Raw genomic sequence first — 25,698 nt, forward strand, 5'->3', positions numbered from 1 at the left:
CCTCCATTTAGTTACTTTCAACCACTGCCAGCGTCCTCCCAAATCGAACACAGCAAAACACAAATAAAATCACGATACTGACAAGATAGAGTAAATTCATACCCTCGAACGTCTGCACAAAGAATCCGCCAAGAACCGGACCGAGAATACTTCCTGCACTAAACGCCATCCCGCACATTAAGTTCCCAGCAGGCAGCAGATGCTTTGGCAATAAGTCCGTCATATAACTGATGCCAAGTGAGAAGGTGGAACCTACAGCCATACCTGCGATAAAGAAACAGATCGCAACAGCCAAAACGGACTGAATGAAAATCCCTGCTAAAAGGAAAAAGAATGAACCGACGAGTGTCACGACTAAAATCATGCGGCGTCTGCCGAAACGGTCACTCAGCATCCCGAGAGGAAGCTGAAAAACAATACTCCCAATCGCAAACGCAGGTAAAATAAACGCAACAGCATCTATCGTCACCCCGCTTCTCAGCGCATACACAGGGAAGTTACTATTGAGTGTCGTTTCTAAAAAGCCGTAGCAAAACGGCATCATAAACGCTACCCAGCCAAATTGGAACGCCTTCTTGAAGCGCTTCAAACTATTTGTCTGCTCTGACGTCTGCATTTCACCTGTATCAGGATATGTATTTTTTAAAACAAACACAAGCAGCCAAATACACAAACTAACTGCACCAGACACAATAAACGGCAAAGATGGATTGATTTCAATGAGTGGTGTTAAAAAAGGGCCAGCGGCAAAACCGAGTCCAAAGGATAACCCATACAATGAAATATTTCGCCCGCGATTTCTAGATGATGAGGCATAGGTTACCCACGTCTGTGTGGAGAAATGAAGCATATGATCACCGATGCCAATCATCAGCCGCAAGAAGAACCAGACGACATAAGATTCAATAAAGACAAAGCTAAACAAACTTAAAAAGACAGCAGCGCCCCCAATGACGATCAATGGTTTAAATCCGAAGCGACGCAGCGGCGCTTCCATAAAAGGAGACGCAAGCAGCACGCCGAGATATAAGCCGGTGGCATGCAGTCCGTTTAACGTCGGGGAAGTGCCGGCATGTTCGAAAATAATCGAAATAACTGGCAGTAACGCTCCCTGTGAAAAACCAGATACGGATACAAGTAAAATTAAAATCATAAAATGAATTCTCGACATAAGAAGCTCCTTACAAGTTCATGCTTTCATCGTACAATGGAACCATAGGGGTTTCAATAGAAAGGTGGAAAAGGAATGAAGCTGATATACGAAAATGATCGGTGGGTCGCAAATGCTGATCAAAGGCAGCTACATATTTCAGGAAATGAAGAAACGGGATACAAACCATCTCAATTGTTCACCTCAGCCATTGCGGGCTGTTTTGGAGAAATGGTCATTCATGTATGCCGGAAAAAACGAATATCCTATCAAGGGCTGACCATTACGCCTGAAACGACAAGAGAAGGAACTGTAAACAAAATCACTCATATTCATTTACATATGATCTTTGAAAGCATCAGCACCTCTGATGAACAGCTGGAAAAAGTAATGAAACTTGCGTTGAAGCATTGCTCCATGGTGCAATCCGTGAAAGGAACGATCGATATCACCCTTTCACACGAACGAATCTAAATGTATATGATGCCGGCACTCACGAAAGAATAACAGTCAGATATGATGTAAAGGAGATTGGCTGTATGAATCGTTTGTTTCTAGTGATTGTCGCAATCGGTGTTCCATTATCTGTAATTGGCAGTTTTCTTCATTTTCCGCAGGCTGTCATGTTCGCCGTCTATTGTATCGCCATCATCGGTCTTGCAAGTTATATGGGAAGAGCGACAGAGAGTCTTGCCATTATAGCGGGACCAAGAATTGGTGGGTTATTAAACGCTACTTTTGGAAATGCAGTAGAATTAATCATTTCATTTTTTGCATTAAAACAAGGACTCACCGCGATTGTCCTTGCTTCACTCACTGGCTCAGTGATCGGCAATTTACTGCTCGTGGCTGGACTGTCTTTTTTCGTTGGCGGATTGAAATTTAAACGACAAGAGTTCAATGTACACGATGCAAGGCATAACTCTGGGCTGCTTATGTTTGCGATTATTGTGGCATTTGTCATTCCAGAAGTCTTTTCCATGGGGATGGCAGAAGATCGTCAATTTGTTTTAAGTATCGGCATTAGCATCGTGATGATTTTGCTTTATGTCGCAGCGCTCTATTTCAAACTGGTCAGCCACAGAGGTGTTTATGTTGCCAAGCAGGAAATTGCGAAAGGGGGAGCCGCGACGGAAGAAGAGACACCAGAATGGTCTGGGAAGTTTGCCACGGCGATTTTACTCCTTGCGACAATTGCTGTGGCGTATATTTCAGAGCGGCTCGTCCATACATTTGACACGGTCGGAGAACAGTTTGGCTGGAGCGAACTGTTTATCGGGGTCATCATTGTTGCGATTGTCGGTAATGCAGCAGAACACGCCTCTGCTGTGATTATGGCGTATAAAAACAAAATGGATGTCGCAGTGGAAATTGCTTTCGGTTCCACACTTCAAGTCGCCATGATGGTCGCACCGATCCTTGTGATCAGCTCTCTGTTTTTTGAAAAGCAAATGCCACTGATCTTCTCATTACCAGAGCTCATTGCCATGGCATCCTCTGTTTTACTGACGGTCATCCTTTCAAATGATGGGGATACGAACTGGTTTGAAGGTGCTACATTGCTCGCTGCCTATTTCATTATGGCGATTGGATTTTTCCTTTTATAATCTTTTGTGGATAAGGGACGTCTTTCGGGAAAATACTATGGAAAAATGAATGAGAAAGAGTGATGATATGAAAAAGATGCCCCGCATCATGTTTGTTGTTCTCTTATCCTTAAGTTTTCTATACAGCTTTCCAGCCGAGGCAGCAAAGCCGTTTAAGGTGCCATCGTCTGTCGCCAGTATCTCAAAGGAAAATACGTATCCAAATGCGTCACAGGATCAACCGCTGCTCCAGCCGAGCGAGCTGACGGCCGAATTATTTAAAACAACAAGTGTACCAATTGAAAATACACATTTGATTAAAATGCTGAATGAATCCAGCATCTCAGGTACACCGCTAGCAGTTGGCTACAGGGCAACGATTTTTCTTGGAAGATGGGCACTCAGCTATGATTCAAACGAAACCGTCGCCAATTGGGAATACAAAAAAGTGAACACGAATCACATTGATAATAGAGGCGGAAACAAAACAGCCATCGGCAAATATGTGCAAAAGCAACAAGTAAAAGTAAGTGGAGGGCTCACAGCAAAAGTACCAAACCCAGAAGATGTGAAAACATTGATGATGCAAAAAGCCATCCAAAAAACAAAACTTCCGCTCGCCTTCGACACAGTGATTGGTGCAGGAACAAAACGAGATCAGTCCTACCACGTATCTCCGAAAAAAGCAGCAACCCTGCATGCATACGCTCCAGCCATTAACGAAAAAGGAAAGGTTACTTACGGAGAAGTGTACCTTGTGCTCAAGGGAAATAAACGCAAACTTGTCGTAAAAAATGTGACCTCACAAGGAATCGGCGCTTGGATTCCTGTTCAGGATCACCTGACGTTTGGGTTTCAAGGGATGAATTAAAAACAGTCATCTCCTCTTACCAAGGGGAGATGACTGTTTTTTGATTAAGATGTCCTATCTTTTTTCTTTTTCATTTCATGAATGTAAAAATCAAAGGAGTTATATAAATACCATATAATGAAAAAAAAGAAAATGATTTTAGTGAATATCGTCAAATTGTTGAAAATAAAGCATAGGCCAATATAAGGGAGGATCATAAAGCCAGAATACGAAAACCACCATGTTTTAAAAATGAAACTCAACCCCTTGGTTATTTGTGGGAATGACTCTATCTTCATATTACATGGTCTTGAGTAGAACGTAAACCTTACCTAGACAATAAAAAAGCCAACGCAGAAGTTGAATGAATCCAACAACTACGATGGCTTAGCTGATTATTCCCCTAAATCCACATTATGATAAACCTGCTGCACGTCTTCAAGCTCTTCTAATACATCGATGAGTTTTTCAAATTGTGCTTTCGATTCATCATCTAATGTCACTTCGTTCTGAGGCAGCATTGTGATTTCAGCGACAGTAAATTCTTCTACGCCTGCCTGTTTGAACGCTTCTTGAACTTGATGGAATTGATCTGGTTCAGCGTAGACGATCACCGTATCATCTTCTTCCATAATGTCACGTACATCAATGTCTGCTTCCATTAAAAGTTCAAGCGTTTCTTCTTCACTTTTCCCCTCGACACCGATCACCGCTGTTTGGTCAAACATGTAAGCAACAGATCCACTGACACCCATATTTCCGCCGTTTTTCCCAAATGCTGCACGAACATCAGACGCTGTGCGGTTGACGTTATTGGTCAGGGCATCAACAATCACCATAGATCCGTTTGGACCAAATCCTTCGTAACGCAGCTCATCGAAGTTCTCTTCTGCGCCGCCTTTGGCTTTTTCAATCGCACGGTCCACAATGTGTTTTGGGACACTATATGTTTTTGCACGTTCTAGGACAAAACGAAGTGCTTGGTTTGATTCTGGATTTGGCTCACCTTGCTTGGCAGCCACATAGATTTCACGCCCGAATTTTGCGTAAATACGACTTGTATTGGCATCCTTTGATGCTTTCTTTTCTTTAATGTTGTTCCATTTACGACCCATCTTATTCACTCTCTTTCAATTAGTAAATACACAGTATGAGGGTCCCCATGCTGCATGAAATCAATCTGCTTTCTATTATACATGAATCAGTCAAGAGGATAGAAGTAAGAGGGCTGAAAAGAAAAGAATTCCTTAGCTGATATGTCCAAGTTGTTCAAGCGTCTTATTTTTCTCATGCGGTCTAGTCAGCTCATCACACCGAATGATTCTACCATCTAATAAAGTAAATAACGCCATCACATCTATTAGACCGTGGTCTCCTGTGGACAGCTCAACATGTACAGTGTAACGAAAACACCCTTGCTGAGTCTCTTCATCAAACAACATATCATGAAAGGCGGGGATGTCGAGCTGTTTGGTCATGACTTTTAATGTGGAGAGATGCTTTTTAAATTCTTCAAGGGAAGAGACCTTTCCATCAGTGACTTGCTGATAATCTGAAGAAAAATAAGTCTCCACCTTTTCTATATCTAATTGGATTAACACCTCTTGATACATTTGCTTAATAAAAAAAATCGCTTCAGTTTTTTTCAATGTAAACATCCTTTCTTTTAGTTAACCGGTGAACTATATAACATTATAATTAACTGGTTAACTAAAAACAATTAAAAAAAAATAACCCCATCACAAATGAGGTTATTTTGCAGGCTGTGGATAGACGAGATCCTCAAGCAATTTCACATCATGCTGATGAAGTTGTGTGATCATTTCTTTTCGCACAGCGAGGGCGGCTTCAAAGTATTTTTCATCCTCGACCATTCCTTTTACGGTGATCTCAATCCCGCGATTCAATTTATTGAGCCCCATAATGCCATGAACCTGAAAAGGTTCAATGGCGTTTTGGAATTCATCTTTTTTCAGTAAATCATGATGCATTTGATTTAACTGATCACATGCTGTTTCTAGCGCCTTGAAAGCAATGTCAGGATTTTGGTTTGCGCTGATCAAGACTGACTCTGTGATTCGCATGTAGTGCATATTGTAGTTTTGGATTTGACGAATGTCTCCGTTTGAAATGGTTAACAGCTTGCCGCTCCATTCTCTAATTTGCAAAGACCGGAGACCAATTTCTTCAATGGTTCCGTTAAAAAGATTATTGACCGTCACATAGTCACCTTTATGAATTTGCCGTTCATAAATGAGGAAGATGCCAGCTAAAATGTCACGAATTAAGGTCTGAGCACCAAAACCAATGACAATTCCAGCGACACCAGCCCCCGCAAGGATTTTCCCAAAGTCATGAAAAAATAGAGAAATCACATATAAGACAAAACATATGGAAGCTGTATACTTTGAAACCGATTTGACCAAGCTCTCAATCGTTTTTTTCTTCTTGTCTTCAATGAATTCAGTGCGTTTAAAGAAAATCTGAAGCGCTTTGTTGATCATAAAGACGGCAAGCCAAAGAATGAGTCCAACAAGGAGAATTTCAATGTATTTGTTCTTGACCACTGTCAGAAATGTTTCGTCCATCTATCGGTTACCCCCTGGCTGTACGAGAAGTAAAATCAACATCTTGATAATAACTGTTTTTCACAAGAACATTCGGACCAAGGCATTGCACACTTGGGCAATGACAATTCAGTTCTTTTGCCAATTTTGTGTTCATCCAGCGTGTATAAGCTGATTGCAACGTATCGGTTTCAATATTTCCTAATGGCGGTGTATCGCCAAAGTCTGTCACAATAATATTCCCATCAAAAATATTCACATTCAACCGTGAACGGCCATCAGGGTCATTTCGTACTGTCACATTTTTCGCTTGACGCAATCGAGACAAGAGGCGCTGGTCTTCTTCATCTGTGCTGCATGAATAAAATGGCAATGTGCCAAACAGCATCCATGTGTTCTCATCACGAACATCGAGCAGCTGATGAATCGCATCCCGCATTTGTGGAAGCGATAATGATTCAAGGGCGCTGGCAAAATCACTTGGATACATCGGGTGAACTTCGTGGCGTTGGCATTTCATCTCGTCCACGATTTGACGATGGATGTGTTCAATATAAGGAAGCGTACGCTTATTCAGCATCGTTTCAGCAGATACTGTTACACCCGCTTTCACAAGTGCCTGACTATTCTCGATCATGCGGTTAAACAATTTTTCGCGCTGCTCAAAGGTTGGCTTTCGGTCCATCATTGCAAAACCAACCGTAGCAAACTCTTCGACTGTTCCCCAGTTATGTGAAATGTGTAGGACATCCAAGTATGGAATAATTTCTTCATATCGAGCCAAATCAAGTGTTAAATTCGAATTAATTTGGGTACGGACGCCGCGTTCATGGGCATACTTTAATAAAGGAACGACATATTCCCGTACAGATTTCAGAGACAGCATCGGTTCTCCGCCTGTGATGCTAAGGGAACGCAAGAGCGGTACTTCATCTAAACGGCGAAGCAGTAAATCGAGTGGCAGTGCATTCGGATCTTTAGGTTGAAGCGTATAGCCAACCGCACAGTGCTCACATCTCATGTTACACAACGTCGTTGTCGTCAATTCAATATTTGTCAGCTTCATTTCTCCGTAATCCTGCACATCGAGATAGGCTTCCCAAGGGTCGAATGCAGGTGTAATCGGACGAAGTGCTGTTTTTTGGTTCATGGTATCTATCTCCTTTTCATTCGGGCAAACATAGACCCGCCAACAGTTAATTTTAAGCCCCATCACCGTTATACGCAAGAGGGGACACAATTGATTTACAAAGGAAAAAAAGATAAGCTATAAACAAATGCTAAAGGGAGTGTATCTATGGGCAAGGCAGCAGACAGCAAAGAGCAGCAGGTTGATTATTTAAAGAACCGATTAGATATGTTTATGAATGTGATTGATTCATTAGATCCTGAATCCACAGACGTTGAGGATATAGACAGACTCATCCAGATGATTGACGACCTAGAAGCGAAATATGAACGGTTTAAAACCGATTGGAAGGAAGAATAGCTCGCGCTGATGCGGGCTTTTTTCTTTAAATTGGCAGGTCAAAAAGTGTATGAGTACCCGGTATATTCTGCACAATAGAAGAAAAACCGGGAAGTGACGTAAATGAAAAAATGCATACTGATCTGTCTATGTGCGCTTTTTGTATCGATGCCTTTTTCAAACTTAGAAGCCGTGTCTAATCAGCCTATTCATTGGGGATTTGCTAAAAGCAAAGGGCACAAGCCAGCAGATGCCGGCAAGGAACTGACGACACTCTTAAAGAAATATGATGCTTTCTATTTAGGAAATACGAAAAAGAAAGAGATTTATTTTACTTTCGATAATGGCTATGAAAATGGGTACACACCCAAAATCTTGGACGTGCTGAAAAAGCATCAAGTACCAGGCACCTTTTTTGTGACTGGGCACTTCGTAAAGGACCAGCCCAAGCTCGTCAAACGTATGGCAGAGGAAGGTCATATTATTGGCAACCATTCCTATCACCATCCAGATTTAACAACAAAGAGCACGAAAGAAATCAAAGAAGAACTGGATCGTGTCAATGAAGCGGTATACAAAATCACAGGAAAACAAGATAACCTCTACCTTCGTCCACCGCGCGGGGTGTTCAGTGAAAGGGTACTAAAGGAAACGAAACAGCTTGGCTACCAAAGCGTTTTCTGGTCAGTAGCTTTTGTAGATTGGCATATCCACCATCAAAAAGGAAAACAGTATGCGTACAATCAAATGATGAAACAGGCGCATCCGGGTGCCATTTACTTACTTCATACCGTCTCAAGGGACAATGCTGAGGCACTTGATGATGCCATCACTGCTTTAAAAAAACAAGGATATACCTTTAAAAGCTTAGACGATCTCATGCTTGAAAAAGTATGGCATCTCCCTCAGCTATAGAAAAAAGCTTGCAGACATCTGCAAGCTTTTTGAATTATCCTTCTCTTATTATACGCTGGAACAAAAGGGGACGATGACGAGTAAAGGAGTCAATCAAGCCCTCACCGAAAATCGTGATGCTTTGCTCCCAAGGATGTCCTAGTAAACCCCAGGTCATCTCTTTTGATAAAAAGAAATAGTCATCTCCATTTGGGAGCACAGGAACTCTCCATTCTCCAAATTCATCTTTTTCAAATGAGCCGTATGGTGTGATCCAATAGCATTCGTGCTGCCAATCAAGTACCTGCATATATTCGCCGGTTCCGGTGATATTCTCCTGAAAAGACAGCAGTGCCTTCTTTTCAAGGTCTTCATCCGCACTTAGGAGAGAAGGGTCCTCGAAATAAGCAGAGATATCATATGTGATGTAAGGAGATGGTGCTTGAAAAACAGGAAAGCGAGAGATGCTTGGTTTAAATTTAAACTTTTGATCAAATGTTTTCCATGCGTGCTTTAGTTCTTTGTCTGTCAGTGGAATCCAGTTTTCCATAGTATATCTCCCTTTCAAGCACTTCTCTCAAAAAACTATTTGAAAATCCTAAACCATCCTTTATGTTTAAACCACAAAAGCATCCCTGAGACAAGCAAACCCATGAAAATCAGTACGCCAAAATAGCCATATTTCCAGTGTAATTCAGGCATGTTATCAAAGTTCATCCCATATACCCCAACAATAAAGGTTAGTGGAATAAAAATCGTCGAGACAATGGTCAGTGTCATCATGATGGCATTCATTCGATTGGAATTTAGTGTTTGATAGCTGTCTCGTAAATCGGCTGTCATATCACGGTTTGACTCAACGATCTCTGTTAGTTTCAATAGATGATCATAAATATCATTAAAATATGCTTGCCGGTTTGCATCGCTTTTCATCATATTCGTGTTCACAATTCGATATAAGAGGTCCCTCATCGGGATAATGGTTCTGCGCAGTTTGAGCAAATCGGATCTAATCCCGAATACTTCGTTCATTAATGTACCATACGTTTTATGCCCTTCTTCATCCTCGATTTCATTGAGCCTGTCCTCAATTTGATAAATAATAGGAAAATAATCATCGACGAGCTGGTCAATCAGCATATAAGCCATATGCTCTGGACCGCTCTCTCGTGCTTTATCAGACCCTTTGAGCTTTCGAATGACTCGATCAATGTAGGGTGCTTCCTTCAAATGAAAAGTAACGATATAGTTTTCTCCAACAAACAGGTCGACTTCCTCAGATCGAAGTGTTTTTTGATTGAGGGCATGAAGAACGAAAAATAAATACCCTTCATAAAAATCAAGCTTCGGCCGCTGTAAATAATGGAAGCAATCTTCAATCGCAAGCGGATGGAACTGAAAAAATTCCTTTAACAGTGCTGCTTCCTTTTCCGTTGGCGCATAAAAATCAATCCAATACCAGGCAATATCGGGGCTTGAAAGCTGCTGCAATGTTGCATGTTCAATCAAGTCGCCGTTTTTTGTCACTGCAAGTTTTTTCAGCATGTGCACCCCTCCAGACTTGCATTATATCATGAAGCAGCAGCGGTGAACTTATACGTTTTCACCATAAAAAAGCCGATCTCATCGCTGAGATCGGTCCAATGTGCGTGTATGATTGATGGATAAAGCGAGAATTAAGGACGACGGAAGTTGACGAAACCACCGTTACGGTCGAACCAACCTCTAAATGCCCAGTTGATGTAACCGCCATCACCTTTGTTTGTGAAAGATCCATTTTCAAATACCCAAACTCCGTACGTAATGCTTCCGTATTTAACAGTAGCAAACGTTTTAACACCGTTGAAACGAGTCTCATAGCCTTGGCTTAAGTTAAATACCATAACATTGTATTTTGCGCCAGCAGCATAGAAAGCAGACTCCATTAATCCTTTGACAAAGCCTTCACGGTTTGTGTTAGCATTTGCAGCATTAATTAATGCATTGGCAATTCCAAGTACGTCAAAGTTAATGTTAACATTTGTCGCATTTGTCGTTGCTTTACCTTCAGCAGCTTTGTTTAACACAGTTTGCTGAATAGTTGTTGAAACTGGAGCAGTTTTTTGCTCAGCAGCGTCAGCGAATACTGGTAGTGTCGAAGAAACAGCAGTGGCAAGGGCAACAGAAAGAATTGTTTTTTTCATTGGTCGGATCTCCTTTGTTTTTAAATTTTGGGTCTTCTTTTAGTAAAACGTGAAACTAGGTGAAGCCGGTTATCAATGAGGTAAATATGTTCCTGCAAGATGAAACAAATGATTGCCTAATCCGCTAATTCCTTTGTTCACCTCCTTGATATGTCATAATTATACAAATATTTTTGAAACAGAAGATATCACCCATAGGTTCTATTTCTAATTTAAGGAAAATGATCCTAAAATGTTGAAGATTGCTGTCGAATTTTAGCTAAATTCGACTAAAAATTTTCATCTATCCAAAAGGAGAATGACCATAAATAAGGAAGATATAACTGATAAATTCTTGTACTCTTTATATTTAAAAGTATTCAATATAGAGAATCATTCATGCAAAGTGAAACAATCACATCTGCGTGTTGGCAGAAAGGAAGAGGAAAAACATGTGGGAAAAACACCTATTGGTTGAACCGCCCTATCACTTCGATCAAGTGCTGAGACGTTTGTCGAGCGATCCATTAAAGGCGGTCGATCTGGATAAAAGAGAAATCAAAGTACCGATGAGGCTGAATCATAAACCGTACGTTGCAGTCGTTCAAGCGACAGGAACAAAAGAAGCGCCTTCGTTCCGGGTACAGGCTAACGGACCGGAGGAAGCCATCCTTTCTGAGGTGAAGCGGATATTTGGCATGGAGCATCAATTACATGCCGTGCATGACCATTTTGCTCAAACAAATCTTGCGCCCATTTTTGAACGTCATATCGGAACGCCGCTTATGCTGGATTTCCATCTATATCATTGCTTGATGAAATGCATCATTCATCAACAGCTCAATCTTGCATTTGCTTATGAGCTGACAAAACGGTTTGTTCAAACGTATGGTGAGCAAATCGACGGCGTCTGGTTTGACCCTTTACCGGAAACCATTGCATCACTTGAAACCGATGATTTGAGAAAACTGCAATTCAGTCAGCGAAAAGCGGAATATGTGATTGATGTCTCAAAGCGAATAGTGAGCGGCTCTCTGGATTTAGAAGAATTACACGACTTAACGGATATTGAAATTGAAGAACGTCTGCTTCCGATTAGAGGGATTGGACCTTGGACGGTTCAAAATGTCCTCATGAATGGACTTGGAAGACCAAATCTCTTTCCAATGGCAGATATCGGGATTCAAAATGCGATCAAACGTCACTTTGACCTGCCAGAAAAGCCAACAAAAGAAGAGATGGCAGTTTTAAGCAAGGAGTGGGCACCGTATTTAAGCTACGCCTCCCTTTATTTATGGAGAAGTATAGAGACAGATAAATAATTGAAAGGCATTTTCGCTCTTCGTCCAAGTCGTGATATACTATTCAGATGGAATAAAATGAGGACAACCGATAAAGGTTTAAATAGAACGGAGAGAATAAACGTGAAAGAAAAACAGCAAGGAGCCCTTCTGCAAAAGGGACAGCAGTTCCCGCTTACCATTAAACGCCTTGGCATTAATGGGGAAGGGGTCGGTTATTTTAAAAAGCAAGTGGTCTTTGTCCCAGGTGCACTTCCAGGTGAGGAAGTAGTAGTTGAAGCAACGAATGTACAAGCAAAATATGCAGAAGGTACGGTGAGGAAAGTCCGCAAGCGCTCAGAACATCGAGTGAAACCGCCGTGCCCAGTATACGAAGAGTGCGGGGGCTGTCAGCTTCAGCATTTGGCATACGAGCAGCAGTTAAAGGAAAAACGCGATATTGTCATTCAATCAATGGAGCGTCATACAAAGCTGTCGGTTGAAAAGATCGACATTAGACCAACAATCGGTATGGAAGATCCATGGCACTACCGGAATAAAAGTCAGTTCCAAGTCGGAAGATCACATAGCGGCGACATCATCGCAGGGCTTTATGGGCTGAATTCCCATAAACTTGTTCCGATCAAGGAATGTATCGTCCAGCATCCGAAAACGAATAAAACAACAGGCGTCGTCCGCAAAATTTTAGAGAAATTCGGCGTATCTGTCTACAACGAGCGGACAAGAAAAGGCGACGTGCGCTCGATTGTTGTGCGTGTCGGCTTTGAAACAGGTGAAGTCCAAGTCGTCCTTGTCACATCAAAGCCTGAGTTTCCAAAGAAAAAAGAAATCGCCGAAGCCATTCAAAAACGTCTGCCAGAAGTGACGTCTATTATGCACAATATCAATGGCGAAAAAACGTCAGTCATCTTTGGGCATAAAACATCGCACCTAGCTGGCAACATGGTCATCCAAGAATTTTTAGGAGACATCTCCTTTGAATTGAGTGCACGGGCTTTCTTCCAATTGAATCCGAAGCAAACATTAAAGCTTTACGACGAAGCGAAAAAAGCGGCCAAACTGACAGGAAAAGAAAAGCTCGTCGATGCGTATTGCGGCGTTGGAACCATTGGAATGTGGCTCTCAGATGGAGCAAAAGAAGTAAGAGGTATGGATGTCATCAAAGAATCAATTGATGACGCGAAGAAAAATGCCAAAAAACACGGCATGAAAAACGCGACTTATGTGACAGGCACAGCCGAACACTGGCTGCCAAAATGGGTTAAAGAAGGCTTCCGTCCCGATGTTATCGTCGTCGACCCGCCAAGAACAGGCTGCGAGCGCACTTTCCTAGACACTGTCAAACAAGTCAAACCAAAACGCTTTGTCTACGTCTCTTGCAACCCATCTACACTAGCAAAAGACCTCGAATACATGTCAAAAGACTACAAAATCGAATACATGCAGCCAGTTGATATGTTCCCGCATACGGCGCATGTGGAGTGTGTAGTGTCTTTATCTCTTAAATAAAAAGGGAATGACAGCTATGATAGACCAAAATGCATTCAAACGATTCCAACTATATATGGACCCACAGCAGACGAAATTGGTGGACCGAAAACAGCAATAGAAAAGGCAGTAACTAAATGAAAAAACCCTTCCAACAGGAGGGGTTTTACTTTAACTAACAATCTATTTTTTCCTAAGCTCTTTTTTCGTATTCTCTTCTATCATTGTACTTAGACCTCTATAATGAGACATCCATCATGAACTCTCGATTCTCAAACAAAATCATGTCTTACTCAAATATCAGTTGAATGAATTTTGGAATGAATGTCAAAAATCAAGATTCTTACAGGGAGTTATTGAATATGAGACTAAAAGAACATGAAATATAACAACTTTATATATTCGTAAGAGGCCCACCTATTATTTAAACATTAAAACTGCAAAATGATAATTGGAGGGATTATGATGAATGACAAACAGTTTTCTTCATTTATAAAACAAGCAGATGAACCTTTTGTTGGGTGGGATTTCTCATTCATATCTGAAACTGGAAGAATGAAAAGTGAGTTGCTTTCATGGTCATATGGTAGTATAGCTACTTCTCTTGTTCAAAGTGCAAAATCAATGCTGGACATGGGAACAGGTGGTGGAGAGTTTTTATCAAAATTAAGACCTTTTCCAACATCAGTTTATGCTACAGAAGGTTACTTACCTAATGTACCTGTCGCAAAAGAACGATTAACCCCTTTAGGAGTTAAGGTAGTTCAAATTTCTAATGATGAAAATTTGCCGTTTGAGACTGGAAAATTTAATCTTATCATCAATCAACATGAGTCATTTTCATCTCAAGAGGTGAGAAGAATTATCTCGAAAGAAGGTATTTTTCTAACTCAACAAGTCGGTGGACTCGATTGCATAGAGATTAATGAGAATCTAAGGGTACCAATAAATGAAGAATTTATTGATTGGAACTTACAGCTAGCTTTAAAAGAGATACAGGAGAATCATTTTGAGGTGTTGAAAAGTGCTGAAGAGTTCCCCATTCTAAGATTTTATGATATCGGAGCATTGGTGTATTATCTAAAAGCAATTCCTTGGCAAGTGCCAGGTTTTGAAATAAGTAATTTCAAGGATGAATTATACACCATTCATAAAACCATTGAACAAAAGGGTTATTTTGACGCAAAACAACACCGATTTATGATTTTAGCTAAAGCAATTTAGTTGGAAATGGAGCCTTCGATCTATTTGAAGGCTCCAGCTTAATTCTGAACTAATGTCACTCCTGAATGCACGATACATGGCCTGAAAATGTTTCCTTTTATTATTGTCGGGCTTGAAAGCATTCTAAAAAATAGAGGAGGATAACGATGAGTCAATTTGAGATTTTGACAAAATACATACCGATGCTTCAGGAGGATCATATCGGAGAATGGGTGATCGATCAGGAAAATGATGGAACAGCTGAACGCCCAATCCAGATGCCCTTTGTGAATTATTCCGAAACGGTCCAACGCTTTATTGAAGATGTCTATACCTTTGCAGAACAGCATCAAGAAATGGAACTTACCCACTATAGAGAAATCCTCAAAGAAAATGGCATTGAATGGGGAACGAACGATATGGAGCATGTGGACATTTCAAATTTAAATGCGCAGTGTGTACTTGCTCTCATCATGGGGGTTTTGAGAGCTGAGCGATTTAGTGAGGGAGCCATATTCAATTTCTTTAAAAGTGGAAACATGTTGAAGTGTCTCGAAAGATTGGATTGTTTGGAGTAAGAGCGGTTTATTTCAATTATTGGAGTGATCATATGAAAAATAAAACAGGTGCAGTAGATACTTTTCCTCCTATGAAAATAGAAGAAATTGATCAAATTTTATTATATGATCTTGATGCAATAAAAATTGAAAAAGAAGATGAACGTATAAAATTCATTTTACAAGATCCCTATTGTCCTGATAAAAGTCATATTCACAGTGTGTATGTCATTTATAAGAAATCTATACTCAATTTACTTGAAGGTAGGATTCGTTCTATTCATAGTCATGAATTCAAGAATGCTAATAAAAAGGATCGAACGATTTCTAAAGAAGACATTGAGTATGTATTAGAGATGGCTACAGTTGTGGTTCTTGCAAGTGAAAATAATGGAGTAGTGACGAATTATTTTTATAGTGGAGACGGAGAAAGGTTAGATCGTATTTTTAATATATGCTTAGGTTATTCAACAGATTTACAAAAGAAAGAGCATAAAGTAAGTTTGCAACGATTTATGGGTGATATAAAGATTGTTGAAGCGATGGGATTGTTAGAAAAAATAGTAGGATAATGAGCAAAACCTAGATTTTAGAGAAATCTAGGTTTTTTCGTGCTTTTGAAAAATTTAATCAACTTCATGTTGACCTTCCCCTTAACTGAAAGGTTTATACTGTGATCAGATCAACAAATCGGAGGAGATGCAGGATGTTCAAGATCGGTGATTTTTCTATGTTAAGTAAAGTGCCTGTTAAAACCTTAAGATATTATGACCAAATTGATTTATTAAAGCCACAGCAGATCGATCAAGATTCGGGATACCGTTATTACTCAGCTGAGCAGCTACTTGAGGTCAATCGAATTTTTCTCTATAAGGAATTAGGCTTTACGTTAAAGCAAATGGGGCAGCTTCTTCGTGAAGATATTTCTGTCGAGCAGATTCAGGGCATGTTTCTCTTGAAAGAGAGTGAGATTCAGCAATTGATCGAGAGAGAACAACAGAAATTAGCGCGTATTAAGGAGCGGATGCATCTCATCAAACGAGAGGGCTGTGTTGAAAAAGAACAGGAGGTCATCATCAAATCGGTTGAAAGCAAACGTATCATGTCTTTTCAATCCAACGGAACTGTTGACGAAATCCCTTCATTCTTTCAAATGTTTCATCATTTATTACATAAACATCAACAAGAATCGATCTCGGGACCACAAGTGGTGCTATGGAGAGAATCATTGAATAAAGAAAGTGAGTTCGAATTTGAGGTGGGGTATTCCGTCAAATCGTTCAGGTGCTCTCTTCCTCAGGGAATGACAATTCGCACGTTACCTGCAGAAGACACCATGGCGACACTCTTATCTCATTCACATTCTCCATCCGCACAAACTGCTTGTGTTGACTTGGCGACATGGATCGAACATAACGGATACCGCGTGAAAGATGATCAGCCGGGCCGAGAAATCTATTACCCATTGTCAGAAAATGAAGAAGGCAGACTCATTGAAATTCAAATTCCTATTAAAAATGAAATCAAATCGTAAACATGGCCCAAAGGAGAAACGTCACGATGCAAAATAAAACCGTTGTCTATTTACTTGCTTTAGCAGCTTTTTTAATCGGAACAATCGAATATATCATTACAGGGATTATTCAAATGGTCGCAGATGATTTACAGGTCACGACATCAGCTGCTGGTTTATTGGTCACATCCTTAGCGCTCTCAGCAGCAATCGGCGCACCGATTGTCATTGCACTAACCATCAATATCGACCGCAGAAAAATATTATCATGGATGCTGATCATTTTTACTTTAAGTAATATCATCACAAGTGTCAGCCATTCGTTTGAAATGGTGCTGATGACAAGGGTTTTACAAGGAATTAGTGGAGGGACGGCCATTGTGGTGGCAATGGCTGTGGCCACTCGTCTTGTGGAACGAGAAAAAAGAGGAACAGCGATTGGCATCATTTTAATGGGATTAAGCAGCTCCTTGGTTTTAGGCGTTCCAATCGGGACATTTCTAAGCAGTATGATCGGATGGAAAGCATTATTCGCAGCCATTGGAGTGATCACGCTTATTCCGCTGATTGTGGTGTATAGGCGGATCCCTTCTATGAAAGAACAAGAACCGGTGACACTTCGTATGCAATTATCGATTTTAAAAGACAAGCGTATATTACTTGCGGTGGCAGTGACGCTATTTTATGTAGGTGGATATTCCACGTTATTTACCTATTTAACGCCCTTCCTGCAAGCATCAGCCAACCTTAGCATCACAGAAATCAGTGGCATTTTGTTACTAGCGGGAATATGCAGCTTTTTAGGATCAAGTCTTGGAGGGATGGCAGCAGATAAAAAAGGACCCATCTTCACGATTTTTTCTGGCATCATCTTGCAAATCTTGATGCTCATGCTACTAGCATTTGTCACAGGGAATCTCGTGGTCATGGTGGCTGTTATCATGATATGGATGATCGCTACATGGAGTACATCACCAGCTCAGCAGCTATATCTTGTAACCCTTGTACCGAAATCTCCTGATATCGCATTAAGTGTTAATACATCATTTATTCAATTTGGATTTGCTTTAGGCTCGGGGTTAGGGGGGATTGTATTGAGCAGGACATCTATATTGCACCTGAGCTGGATCAGTGCTGGAACGGTTCTTCTCGCTTTACTCATGACCGTCTTGATGGTGGCGTTTGACAGAATCTCTCAGCAGAAGAGTTTGAAGGTGATCGAGCAAGGAAGGTAACATAGATTTACTAGTATTGAGGGAACTACTTATTTCGGTAGTTCCTTTTTTGATTTGAAGAATGCACCAGTTGAGAAGTTTATTTGCTACAATAGGAGTAAATATCCAAAGAATGAAGGGATCAATTTCACACTAGCTTTTTAAGGGTGAATAATAAATTATTTTAAAAATGTATGTCAAACAAAAGTACTACTAGACAGGAGAGAATACATAATGCCAATAAGTGAGAAGATCATCAATCGTAAAGGCGCTCGAAAGGGGAGTGACATTCCTCATGACGTCTTGATTCTTTTGAATCAGGGAGAGTTAGAGAGTGTCAATTTAACTGAATGGCTGGCTGTCAATCATGTGACTCTATTACAGCATGTTTTGCCGTCCATTGGTTTAGACAAACATTTAATCGATCTTTCAGCAGAAATCGCCAAACAAAAAGCGGAGTCAGGCATGAAAGCGATTCGTCTTATCGGTCATTTGTTAGATGAAATGCTGCAGGAAGAAAATGAGGAAAAAAGAGTGGAAGTCATACAGGCATGCAGTTGTCACATATCTGATAGCGTCCGCTGCTGGGCTGCTTATATGAACAAACAGCATTCATCCTCTTTAGAAGAGAAACTAGCGTACATTCAGCCATTTGCAGCTGATCATCATTTTGGTGTACGCGAAATTGCTTGGATGTCAGTGAGAGAAAGTCTAAGTCAGCAGCTCGATCAAAGTATAGAATATTTAACAGAATGGGCAAAAAGTGAGGATGAAAATATTCGTCGATTCTCTGTAGAGGCAATCCGTCCAAGAGGTGTATGGACAAAGCATATTGAGTTATTAAAACAGGAGCCAGAAAGAGCACTGCCAATTCTAAATCACCTCAAATCTGATCCATCAACATATGTTCAAGATTCTGTAGGAAACTGGCTGAATGACGCTAGTAAAACACAGCCTGATTGGGTACGAAACCTGTGCGAACAGTGGTCAATGGATTCTGATACAAAAGCGACTAGCAGAATTGTTAAGAAAGCCAAAAGAACGATTGTGAAGGGGAATTTGTGAATTAGAGCATGATCTACATTCCTTTTATGAGGAGATTTCTATCGATAAATCAATCGGAAAGAAAGTCTCAGAGAGTTGTACGCAAATGGCCCCATTTCGTGGGGCTTTTTGTTTTTCGTAAAAGTCTAGCTTCCACTGTTCTGCCATGATTACTTCTGTAAAGATCTAATCATCTCCTTGTCATACTTTTGAATGAAATTGACTCAATAGAATTGACGAAAGAACCATGAATAGGTGAAGATGAAATAAAATGTAAGATAAAGGGAGACGAATGATGATACATATCATATTTGGGGCGGCAGCTGCCGGTAGTTTAAAACAAGCAATACGTGAAATGAAGCAAAAACAAATAGATGATGTCATCGCTTTTGATGATATCTATTCAATTGGACCACTTCTACATTTACACGAACATGAAGGACAAGCGAACCGTATAGAATGGCTGCGTAACGTGATGTCAAATGAATTTGGCTATTTTGACGACATGGTCAACGATCAGCATAGAATGCTTCAGCAAATAAAAGAAATAAAAGCTGGCAGTCGTATACTCATCTGGACAGGCAGTAATGCACATGAGCAAATTGCCTTGCGATATGCCATCTATTTATTAAAAGAGAAAAGCATTGAATTGTCTGTAATCAATATAACGACAGCATTTGATCAGCTGTTCAATACGAATACAAGAAGAATGATCCTTCGACATTCCGGAGAAATCGCATCTGAAAAATTTAAAATTTTGTATGAGAGTAAAGAGCATATTCACCCAGTGACAAAAGAAGAAAGAGAAAGATTACAAAACGAATGGCTTTCACTTGCTAAAGAAAATCATATGCTGCGGATATGGCAAAAAGGACAAGTGATCAGCGTACCAGAAGATGAATTTGATGCTTATTTAGTGAAAATGGCTAAGCGGCTTCATCAGTCCGCGCCAGAAGAGGAGTATATCGTCACTCCACGCTTAATAGGAGAAGTCATTGGTCATTTAGATCAGTATATCGGCGATGATTTTATTGAATATCGATTGAAGACATTAATTGATCAAGGGATGTTTGACATGAAAGGAAAAAGAACTTCCATGCGTTATTACTCGATTAAACTGACAGAGTTCGGTCAGAACTTCAAAAAATGGGTGTGCTGTCGAGAGTTTGAGGATCATCCTTTTGTGAAAATTGAAGGAGATTACGGTGGTGAACCTTTTCATTGCGGGCATTGTCAATGTCATTTAGAAAGAGATGATGTACCAATGAGTGATACCCTTTTCTCAAAGTTATGGAATTGGAATATACAGTATGGCCGCTGGTTTGACGAAGAAACCGATGATTTGCTGCCAAATGGTGTAGACATGGAAAGAAAGTTCAATCAAGAAGGAGAGCGAATCACTGAAGAAGTGAAACGAGCCTTATCTCCTGCGTTTCAAATTGAATACAGCCCAAGTGAATACACACAATATTACATTTAAAGAATGAATTTCGTTATCACTGCACAAAATAATCCTTTACATGATCCATCATCATCATGTAAGATATGGAGAAATTAAAAGCGAAGAAAAGGACATGAGCCATTTTTACTGGTTACCAGAGAGGGAAGTGACGCTGAAATCTTCCTAACACAGAAAAATGGTCTTACCACCTTTGAGCTGTATTGGGGAAATTACAGTATCCAATACCGTTTACGCCACGTTACGGCACCAGAGCCATAAAGCGAATACGCATTATGGGAATTTGGGTGGAACCACGGATCACACATTCGTCCCTTTACGAGGGATGGGTGTGTTTTTTTTGTTTACTTTTATAGCATGATTGCTTTGAAAAGGACATGAGCAGCTTTTATCGGTTACCAGAGAGGGAAGTCACGGTGAAATCTTCCTAACGCAGAAAAGCTATCTTACCACCTTTGAGCTGTATTGGGGAACATTACAGTATCCAATACCGTCTACGCCACGTTACGGCACCAGAGCCATAAAGCGAATACGCGTTATGGGAATTTGGGTGGAACCACGGATTACACATTCGTCCCTCTATGAGGGATGGGTGTGTTTTTTTATTTCAAAAAAGAGAAAGGTGTGTCAGTGATGAGAGAAAAAATGGTGAAAATTCAATTTCCAGATGGAAAGATCAAGGAGTTCTCCGCAGGTACGACTGTCGCAGAGGTTGCCTCCCATATTAGCCCAAGTTTAAGAAAAAAAGCAGTAGCGGGAAAGATCAATGATCAGACAGTGGACTTAAGTTATCCGTTAAACAACGATGCGGGGCTCTCGATTCTAACACTTGATTCAAAAGAAGGGCTGGAAGTATTACGTCATACAGCTGCACATGTATTAGCCCAAGCTGTGAAAAGGTTATATGACAATGTGACACTGGGGATCGGACCTGTCATTGAGAATGGATTTTACTACGATATGAAGCTGAATCAAACGTTAAGCGTAGAGGATTTGGCAATGATTGAAAAAGAGATGAAAAACATCATAAACGAGAATCACCTAATTCAAAGAATGGAGGTCTCTTACAAAGAAGCTGAAGTGATGTTTGCACATGATCCATATAAACTGGATATTTTAAAAAGTCTTCCTCGACAAGAAGCCATCACGATTTATCAGCAAGGAGAATTTATAGATTTGTGCCGTGGACCTCATTTACCTTCTACAGGGTATTTAAAGGCATTTAAATTAACACGTGTGGCAGGGGCTTATTGGCGGGGAGATAGCAATCAGGATGTCTTGCAGCGAGTGTATGGTGTAGCGTTTCAGCATCCAAATCATCTAGCTGATTATCTTCATTTCATGGAAGAAGCAAATAAACGTGATCACCGGAAATTAGGGAAACAGTTATCCCTCTTTATGTTTTCAGAAGAAGCGCCAGGCATGCCGTTTTATTTACCAAAAGGTCAGATTGTCAGAAATGAATTAATGACCTTTTCTAGAGAAGTGAGAGGTCAAGCGCAATATGAAGAAGTAAGTACGCCATTTATGATGAACCAAGAACTTTGGGAAAAGTCAGGCCATTGGGATCATTATCATGAGAATATGTATTTCTCAGAAGTAGACGATACAAGTTTTGCTTTAAAGCCGATGAACTGTCCAGGGCATATGCTCATGTTCAAAAATAACTTATATTCCTATAGAGACCTTCCGATTAGAATGTCTGAATTTGGTCAGGTGCATCGTCATGAATTCAGCGGAGCATTAAATGGATTGTTCAGGGTCAGAACATTTTGCCAAGATGATGCCCATATTTTTTTAAGAGAAGATCAAATCGAAGCTGAAATCAAACGGATTTTTCAATTAGTTGATTATGTGTATCGGACATTTGGTTTTGAGTATACAGTCGAACTATCCACTCGTCCAGAAAAAGCATTAGGGGATGACGCTATTTGGGATATATCCGAAAAAGCGCTAAAAAATGTGCTTGATCAGTTAAAGATTGACTACCATTTAAATGAAGGAGATGGGGCATTTTATGGTCCGAAGATCGACTTTCATATTCAAGATGCACTAAAGCGGAGCCACCAGTGCGCCACAATTCAGCTGGATTTTCAAATGCCAGAGAAATTTGATTTAACATATATCAACGAGAAAAATGAAAAGGTGCGGCCAGTTGTCATTCATAGTGCCATTTTTGGTTCACTTGACCGGTTCCTTGGTATTCTCATTGAACATTTTGCCGGCGTCTTCCCATTATGGCTCTCACCAATCCAAGTACAAATCATACCTGTCTCAAGCGTTCACCTTGATTACTGCATAGAGGTGCAGCAGCAATTAAGAAATATCGGAATTAGAGTCACAATCGATGAACGGGATGAAAAACTCGGCTATAAAATGAGAGAAGCGCAAATGCAAAAAATTCCTTATATCGCTGTCATTGGAGATACAGAAATGCAAGAAAAAACACTGAACATCAGACAACATGGAGAAAAAATGTCAAAGCTGCTGTCTATTGATGACTTTAAACACTTGGCAGCCCAGCAAATAAAAGACAGAACAGCTCAAATATGATGTGCTGATTTCATGAAGAAGGATAAGACGTTCATTGAATGGTGGGCGTCTTTTCATTTGTGAAAAAGCCGAATTGACAATTGAAAGGGAAAATATTGAAACATTTTTTCGTTAAAATCGTAATAAGGATAGAGCGTTTATCAGAAAAATTTGAAACGAGGAGGAGTTTATCACATGGAACAAGCTGCACTAAAAAAGATGAGGACAAAACAAATCGCTATCTCTAATTTATTTGTCGGACTTATGATCATCATTTTTTTAATGTTGATTCAAATTGTTAAAATCCAACTGACACATTTCCTTTTTTGTTTAGGAATTTTAATCCTTATCCAAGGCATTTTAGGCTTTATCAGAAAAGGAACAACAAAGTCTTTCATCCCTATTTTAGAGCAGGTAGCTATTTATGAAAAAGAGAAATTAGGGAAAGAGTGGGAAAAAGAAAAACGATTAGATCATGTGTGGAAAATCATATTGAGTGTCATTATGTTTATTCAATCATTCACTTTACAAAATGTGGATAATGCATTCAGTGACGTCGATCCTGCATTGATCATTTTCTTGTTTTTGATGGTTCTAGCCATTTTAAATATAAGCATGCTTTTTCGTTTTAGAAAAATTGACCGATCGACTGTAGGTGAATTAACAGGCTACACAAAAGAGTCAAATATAATGGCAATCGCTTTAGGATTTTTTATGGCAATCGTCATTTTCATCTTTATCGTTATTTTTATTCTTCCATAAAACATCATCATTTTGAGGTGAATTTATTGAAAGCAAACATTCAACAACTGATCGATCAGACAAAGGTGACATTTGGCTTAGATCTTTACTATCTAAAAAGACACAGTTTTCATCGCTACGTCAATATGTTCAATGAAACGGTGTATACATTGAATATGGAATGGTTTCCCTCTCATGAAACGGAACCCGAGGACGATGATCTAAACCCAGACGGCACAGCTGTCATTGAAGTGAACTTGAATACAGGACAGACCGAATCAGTTATTTTTGTTATGGACAAAACCTATGCGCAGCATGGTGTCACGTTTAAGAGACCTTATCCAGTTCATGTCATTCAATGGATCGAACAAGAAACAGGGTTGATCTATGGAGAGCATTTTCATATGCATCAGAAGGAGAAAGGGGAACTTTCTTTCGAAGAAGCAATAGATGGTGTGAAAGTAGCACCTTCAGGCAGAATCGAAGTGAAATGGAATGAACATGGACAGCTCATGTACTTTACACACCACGGTCCATTTTTAGCCAAAACATTACTGAAAGATGAGGAGTATGTGCTTTCCCTTGATCAGGTGGAGAACTTAGCTGAGCAGCAAGTGCAGCTGTTTCAATGGCCTTCCTTCGAGCACAATCAAATCCGGTCTATTTATGCGTTAGAAGAAATCTATGTGAAGAACGATGGAACAGGAACTCTTCCGTTTGAGCTTGGGCGTGAAGAAACGCATTGTATACACATGAATGAAGTCATTGAGTGGATTGAACCGATAAACAATGCCTTTGAAAAAAAGGAAATGGACATTCATGAGAACATTTCAGCTGAACAAGCTTTCTCATTGGAACCGTCACCAGATTCCTTCCCGATATCAAAAGAAGACCAGGATGAGTGTATCAAAGCGGTTCGAACCTTTTTGGCGCAAAAATATTCAAAGGATACAGGGAAGTGGGTTCTAAAAACACTCCAACGTGATCATGGATACATCCATGCGATATTAAAAACGAATGAGCAAGAAGACTGTGGATTTATGGATAAAATCAAGGTCTTCATTGATGCCAGCACTTTTGAAGCCATTAATTACATAGATAAAAAAGAGATGTTTCAAGTATGTGGGATACTCAATCCATCTCAAGCAGCTAGTGAAATCACCATAACTCAGAAAGAAGCCTTTGAAACATTGAGAGAACGCCTCGAACTTACACCCATCTATGTCTATGACGATGTGCAAAAACAATATGTTTTATGCGGCAAGCTCGATTGTCATGATGGCGTTGATGCAGTGAGCGGCGAAGTGTTCTCTTTGACAGACCTTTCATAACTTCCAAAAGAACAGTGAGGTGCTGTTCTTTTTTTGTCCCATCTCCCTCTTTTTTGCAGAAAAATGGAATATTGTAGCAGGAAGTTGTCGTTTCATCACGAAAGAAAACAGGTAAGAATATGATCATAGGTCCATTGTTTGGATTCGTGGTGGAGTCAATGAGATGACATAGGAAACGTTATACATATTAAACATTCGTGACAGTACAGTTGATCTACAGTATCAAGTCTAAAAAGTGAGTGATCATGTCTCAAGCCGTATGCGAAAATACGTGTACCGAGATCATATGATGAGTTGGTTCCGTTTGTTTTTAGGTGAGTTTGAAGCCAAGTTAGAAGAAAGTGAGGATATCTACCTTGAGTACATTGGAAGTGTTTCGTCAGTTTTTGGTTGACCATTATCCTGCGTTACAAGATGAGCTTTGGCTGAAAGATGTTGATACCCTTCGAATCTCTCCTATTCTTCATCCTTTTCTGAAAAGCAAGCTGCCAGATGGGATTGAAAAATTCACTTGTGTCCTATTCACGCAGCAAACAGATCAAACCACTGCCCCGCTCAAAGTATACCTTCTATTAGATGAATATGGGCAATCGCTTTACGCCATTGATTTGATGAATGAACAAATCGTGCTTCATTAA

At 40.1% G+C, this 25,698-nt stretch carries 26 protein-coding genes and 2 other annotated features; of the genes, 18 read left to right on the forward strand and 8 right to left on the reverse strand.

Features of this window, described 5'->3' with window-relative positions; translation table 11 throughout:
- Positions 1 to 7 precede the first annotated feature (7 nt).
- The gene (locus tag MHI41_RS03875; protein ID WP_099496391.1) at positions 8 to 1,171 is read right to left on the reverse strand and encodes an MFS transporter; all 1,164 of its coding nucleotides are present in this window, start codon (positions 1,169 to 1,171) and stop codon (positions 8 to 10) included.
- Positions 1,172 to 1,246: 75 nt separating this feature from the next.
- On the opposite strand from MHI41_RS03875, the gene MHI41_RS03880 reads away from it, so the two are divergent.
- From MHI41_RS03880 to MHI41_RS03890, 3 genes are all read left to right on the forward strand, one after another.
- Positions 1,247 to 1,624 (forward strand): OsmC family protein, encoded by a 378-nt coding sequence (locus MHI41_RS03880; RefSeq protein ID WP_025206931.1) that lies wholly within the window; start codon positions 1,247 to 1,249, stop codon positions 1,622 to 1,624.
- 65 nt (positions 1,625 to 1,689) lie between these two features.
- Positions 1,690 to 2,757, forward strand: a complete 1,068-nt coding sequence (cax, locus tag MHI41_RS03885) for a calcium/proton exchanger (RefSeq protein ID WP_142154424.1) — start codon at positions 1,690 to 1,692, stop codon at positions 2,755 to 2,757.
- An 88-nt stretch (positions 2,758 to 2,845) separates the two neighbouring features.
- A complete protein-coding gene (locus MHI41_RS03890; protein ID WP_224559743.1) occupies positions 2,846 to 3,607 on the forward strand; it encodes a YfkD famly protein in 762 nt (253 codons plus the stop codon).
- 374 nt (positions 3,608 to 3,981) lie between these two features.
- Here the strand turns inward: MHI41_RS03890 and MHI41_RS03895 are convergent, their stop codons facing one another.
- The 4 genes from MHI41_RS03895 to yfkAB all read right to left on the reverse strand — a co-directional run bounded on the left by MHI41_RS03895 (position 3,982) and on the right by yfkAB (position 7,303).
- On the reverse strand, positions 3,982 to 4,701 hold the full coding sequence (locus MHI41_RS03895) for a YebC/PmpR family DNA-binding transcriptional regulator (protein WP_007496614.1): 720 nt from the start codon (positions 4,699 to 4,701) through the stop codon (positions 3,982 to 3,984).
- Positions 4,702 to 4,833: 132 nt separating this feature from the next.
- Positions 4,834 to 5,235: a nuclear transport factor 2 family protein gene (locus tag MHI41_RS03900; RefSeq protein WP_045034480.1), complete on the reverse strand. Its 402-nt coding sequence runs from the start codon at positions 5,233 to 5,235 to the stop codon at positions 4,834 to 4,836.
- A 102-nt stretch (positions 5,236 to 5,337) separates the two neighbouring features.
- Entirely contained in the window at positions 5,338 to 6,174 is an 837-nt protein-coding gene (locus tag MHI41_RS03905) for a mechanosensitive ion channel domain-containing protein (RefSeq protein WP_025206933.1), read from the reverse strand.
- 7 nt (positions 6,175 to 6,181) lie between these two features.
- The gene (yfkAB, locus tag MHI41_RS03910) at positions 6,182 to 7,303 is read right to left on the reverse strand and encodes a radical SAM/CxCxxxxC motif protein YfkAB (RefSeq protein WP_017366833.1); all 1,122 of its coding nucleotides are present in this window, start codon (positions 7,301 to 7,303) and stop codon (positions 6,182 to 6,184) included.
- Between the two features lie 147 nt (positions 7,304 to 7,450).
- Here yfkAB and MHI41_RS03915 point away from each other — a divergent pair, with 147 nt between their 5' ends.
- Both MHI41_RS03915 and pdaA read left to right on the forward strand, forming a co-directional pair.
- Positions 7,451 to 7,642 (forward strand): SE1561 family protein, encoded by a 192-nt coding sequence (locus MHI41_RS03915; RefSeq protein WP_003218031.1) that lies wholly within the window; start codon positions 7,451 to 7,453, stop codon positions 7,640 to 7,642.
- A 102-nt stretch (positions 7,643 to 7,744) separates the two neighbouring features.
- On the forward strand, positions 7,745 to 8,536 hold the full coding sequence (gene pdaA, locus MHI41_RS03920; protein WP_019743543.1) for a delta-lactam-biosynthetic de-N-acetylase: 792 nt from the start codon (positions 7,745 to 7,747) through the stop codon (positions 8,534 to 8,536).
- 34 nt (positions 8,537 to 8,570) lie between these two features.
- Here pdaA and MHI41_RS03925 read toward each other — a convergent pair whose 3' ends face one another.
- From MHI41_RS03925 to MHI41_RS03935, 3 genes are all read right to left on the reverse strand, one after another.
- Entirely contained in the window at positions 8,571 to 9,065 is a 495-nt protein-coding gene (locus MHI41_RS03925) for a DUF2716 domain-containing protein (protein ID WP_282833998.1), read from the reverse strand.
- 35 nt (positions 9,066 to 9,100) lie between these two features.
- Positions 9,101 to 10,060, reverse strand: a complete 960-nt coding sequence (gene corA, locus MHI41_RS03930; protein ID WP_007496624.1) for a magnesium/cobalt transporter CorA — start codon at positions 10,058 to 10,060, stop codon at positions 9,101 to 9,103.
- 131 nt (positions 10,061 to 10,191) lie between these two features.
- The gene (locus MHI41_RS03935; protein WP_007496625.1) at positions 10,192 to 10,698 is read right to left on the reverse strand and encodes a hypothetical protein; all 507 of its coding nucleotides are present in this window, start codon (positions 10,696 to 10,698) and stop codon (positions 10,192 to 10,194) included.
- 431 nt (positions 10,699 to 11,129) lie between these two features.
- Here MHI41_RS03935 and MHI41_RS03940 point away from each other — a divergent pair, with 431 nt between their 5' ends.
- From MHI41_RS03940 to MHI41_RS04000, 13 genes are all read left to right on the forward strand, one after another.
- Complete coding sequence (locus tag MHI41_RS03940) at positions 11,130 to 11,999, forward strand: DNA-3-methyladenine glycosylase (RefSeq protein ID WP_019743545.1); 870 nt, start codon at positions 11,130 to 11,132, stop codon at positions 11,997 to 11,999.
- Positions 12,000 to 12,095: 96 nt separating this feature from the next.
- On the forward strand, positions 12,096 to 13,487 hold the full coding sequence (gene rlmD, locus MHI41_RS03945) for a 23S rRNA (uracil(1939)-C(5))-methyltransferase RlmD (RefSeq protein ID WP_282834026.1): 1,392 nt from the start codon (positions 12,096 to 12,098) through the stop codon (positions 13,485 to 13,487).
- Positions 13,488 to 13,931: 444 nt separating this feature from the next.
- Positions 13,932 to 14,690: a methyltransferase domain-containing protein gene (locus tag MHI41_RS03950; protein ID WP_282833999.1), complete on the forward strand. Its 759-nt coding sequence runs from the start codon at positions 13,932 to 13,934 to the stop codon at positions 14,688 to 14,690.
- A gap of 146 nt (positions 14,691 to 14,836) precedes the next feature.
- Positions 14,837 to 15,247: a DUF6508 domain-containing protein gene (locus MHI41_RS03955; protein WP_017366840.1), complete on the forward strand. Its 411-nt coding sequence runs from the start codon at positions 14,837 to 14,839 to the stop codon at positions 15,245 to 15,247.
- Between the two features lie 32 nt (positions 15,248 to 15,279).
- A complete protein-coding gene (locus tag MHI41_RS03960) occupies positions 15,280 to 15,798 on the forward strand; it encodes a hypothetical protein (protein ID WP_282834000.1) in 519 nt (172 codons plus the stop codon).
- Between the two features lie 134 nt (positions 15,799 to 15,932).
- Positions 15,933 to 16,760 carry a MerR family transcriptional regulator gene (locus tag MHI41_RS03965; RefSeq protein ID WP_282834001.1) on the forward strand — a complete coding sequence of 276 codons (828 nt, stop codon included), beginning with the start codon at positions 15,933 to 15,935 and terminating at the stop codon, positions 16,758 to 16,760.
- A gap of 26 nt (positions 16,761 to 16,786) precedes the next feature.
- On the forward strand, positions 16,787 to 17,974 hold the full coding sequence (locus MHI41_RS03970; protein WP_282834002.1) for an MFS transporter: 1,188 nt from the start codon (positions 16,787 to 16,789) through the stop codon (positions 17,972 to 17,974).
- Between the two features lie 213 nt (positions 17,975 to 18,187).
- Complete coding sequence (locus tag MHI41_RS03975; RefSeq protein ID WP_056703342.1) at positions 18,188 to 19,018, forward strand: DNA alkylation repair protein; 831 nt, start codon at positions 18,188 to 18,190, stop codon at positions 19,016 to 19,018.
- Positions 19,019 to 19,292: 274 nt separating this feature from the next.
- Complete coding sequence (locus MHI41_RS03980) at positions 19,293 to 20,477, forward strand: DUF1835 domain-containing protein (protein WP_056703346.1); 1,185 nt, start codon at positions 19,293 to 19,295, stop codon at positions 20,475 to 20,477.
- 74 nt (positions 20,478 to 20,551) lie between these two features.
- Positions 20,552 to 20,775, forward strand: a binding site (T-box leader).
- Positions 20,776 to 20,813: 38 nt separating this feature from the next.
- Positions 20,814 to 21,038, forward strand: a binding site (T-box leader).
- 51 nt (positions 21,039 to 21,089) lie between these two features.
- Positions 21,090 to 23,009, forward strand: a complete 1,920-nt coding sequence (gene thrS, locus MHI41_RS03985) for a threonine--tRNA ligase (protein ID WP_272511855.1) — start codon at positions 21,090 to 21,092, stop codon at positions 23,007 to 23,009.
- 174 nt (positions 23,010 to 23,183) lie between these two features.
- Positions 23,184 to 23,750 carry a hypothetical protein gene (locus MHI41_RS03990; protein ID WP_282834003.1) on the forward strand — a complete coding sequence of 189 codons (567 nt, stop codon included), beginning with the start codon at positions 23,184 to 23,186 and terminating at the stop codon, positions 23,748 to 23,750.
- Between the two features lie 17 nt (positions 23,751 to 23,767).
- Positions 23,768 to 25,060: a hypothetical protein gene (locus tag MHI41_RS03995; RefSeq protein ID WP_281215897.1), complete on the forward strand. Its 1,293-nt coding sequence runs from the start codon at positions 23,768 to 23,770 to the stop codon at positions 25,058 to 25,060.
- Positions 25,061 to 25,416: 356 nt separating this feature from the next.
- Positions 25,417 to 25,698 carry a hypothetical protein gene (locus MHI41_RS04000; protein WP_017366847.1) on the forward strand — a complete coding sequence of 94 codons (282 nt, stop codon included), beginning with the start codon at positions 25,417 to 25,419 and terminating at the stop codon, positions 25,696 to 25,698.

The organism is Bacillus sp. FSL M7-0307 (genome assembly GCF_038627835.1).
In the GTDB taxonomy this organism is placed as follows: Bacteria; Bacillota; Bacilli; order Bacillales; family Bacillaceae; genus Bacillus; species Bacillus altitudinis.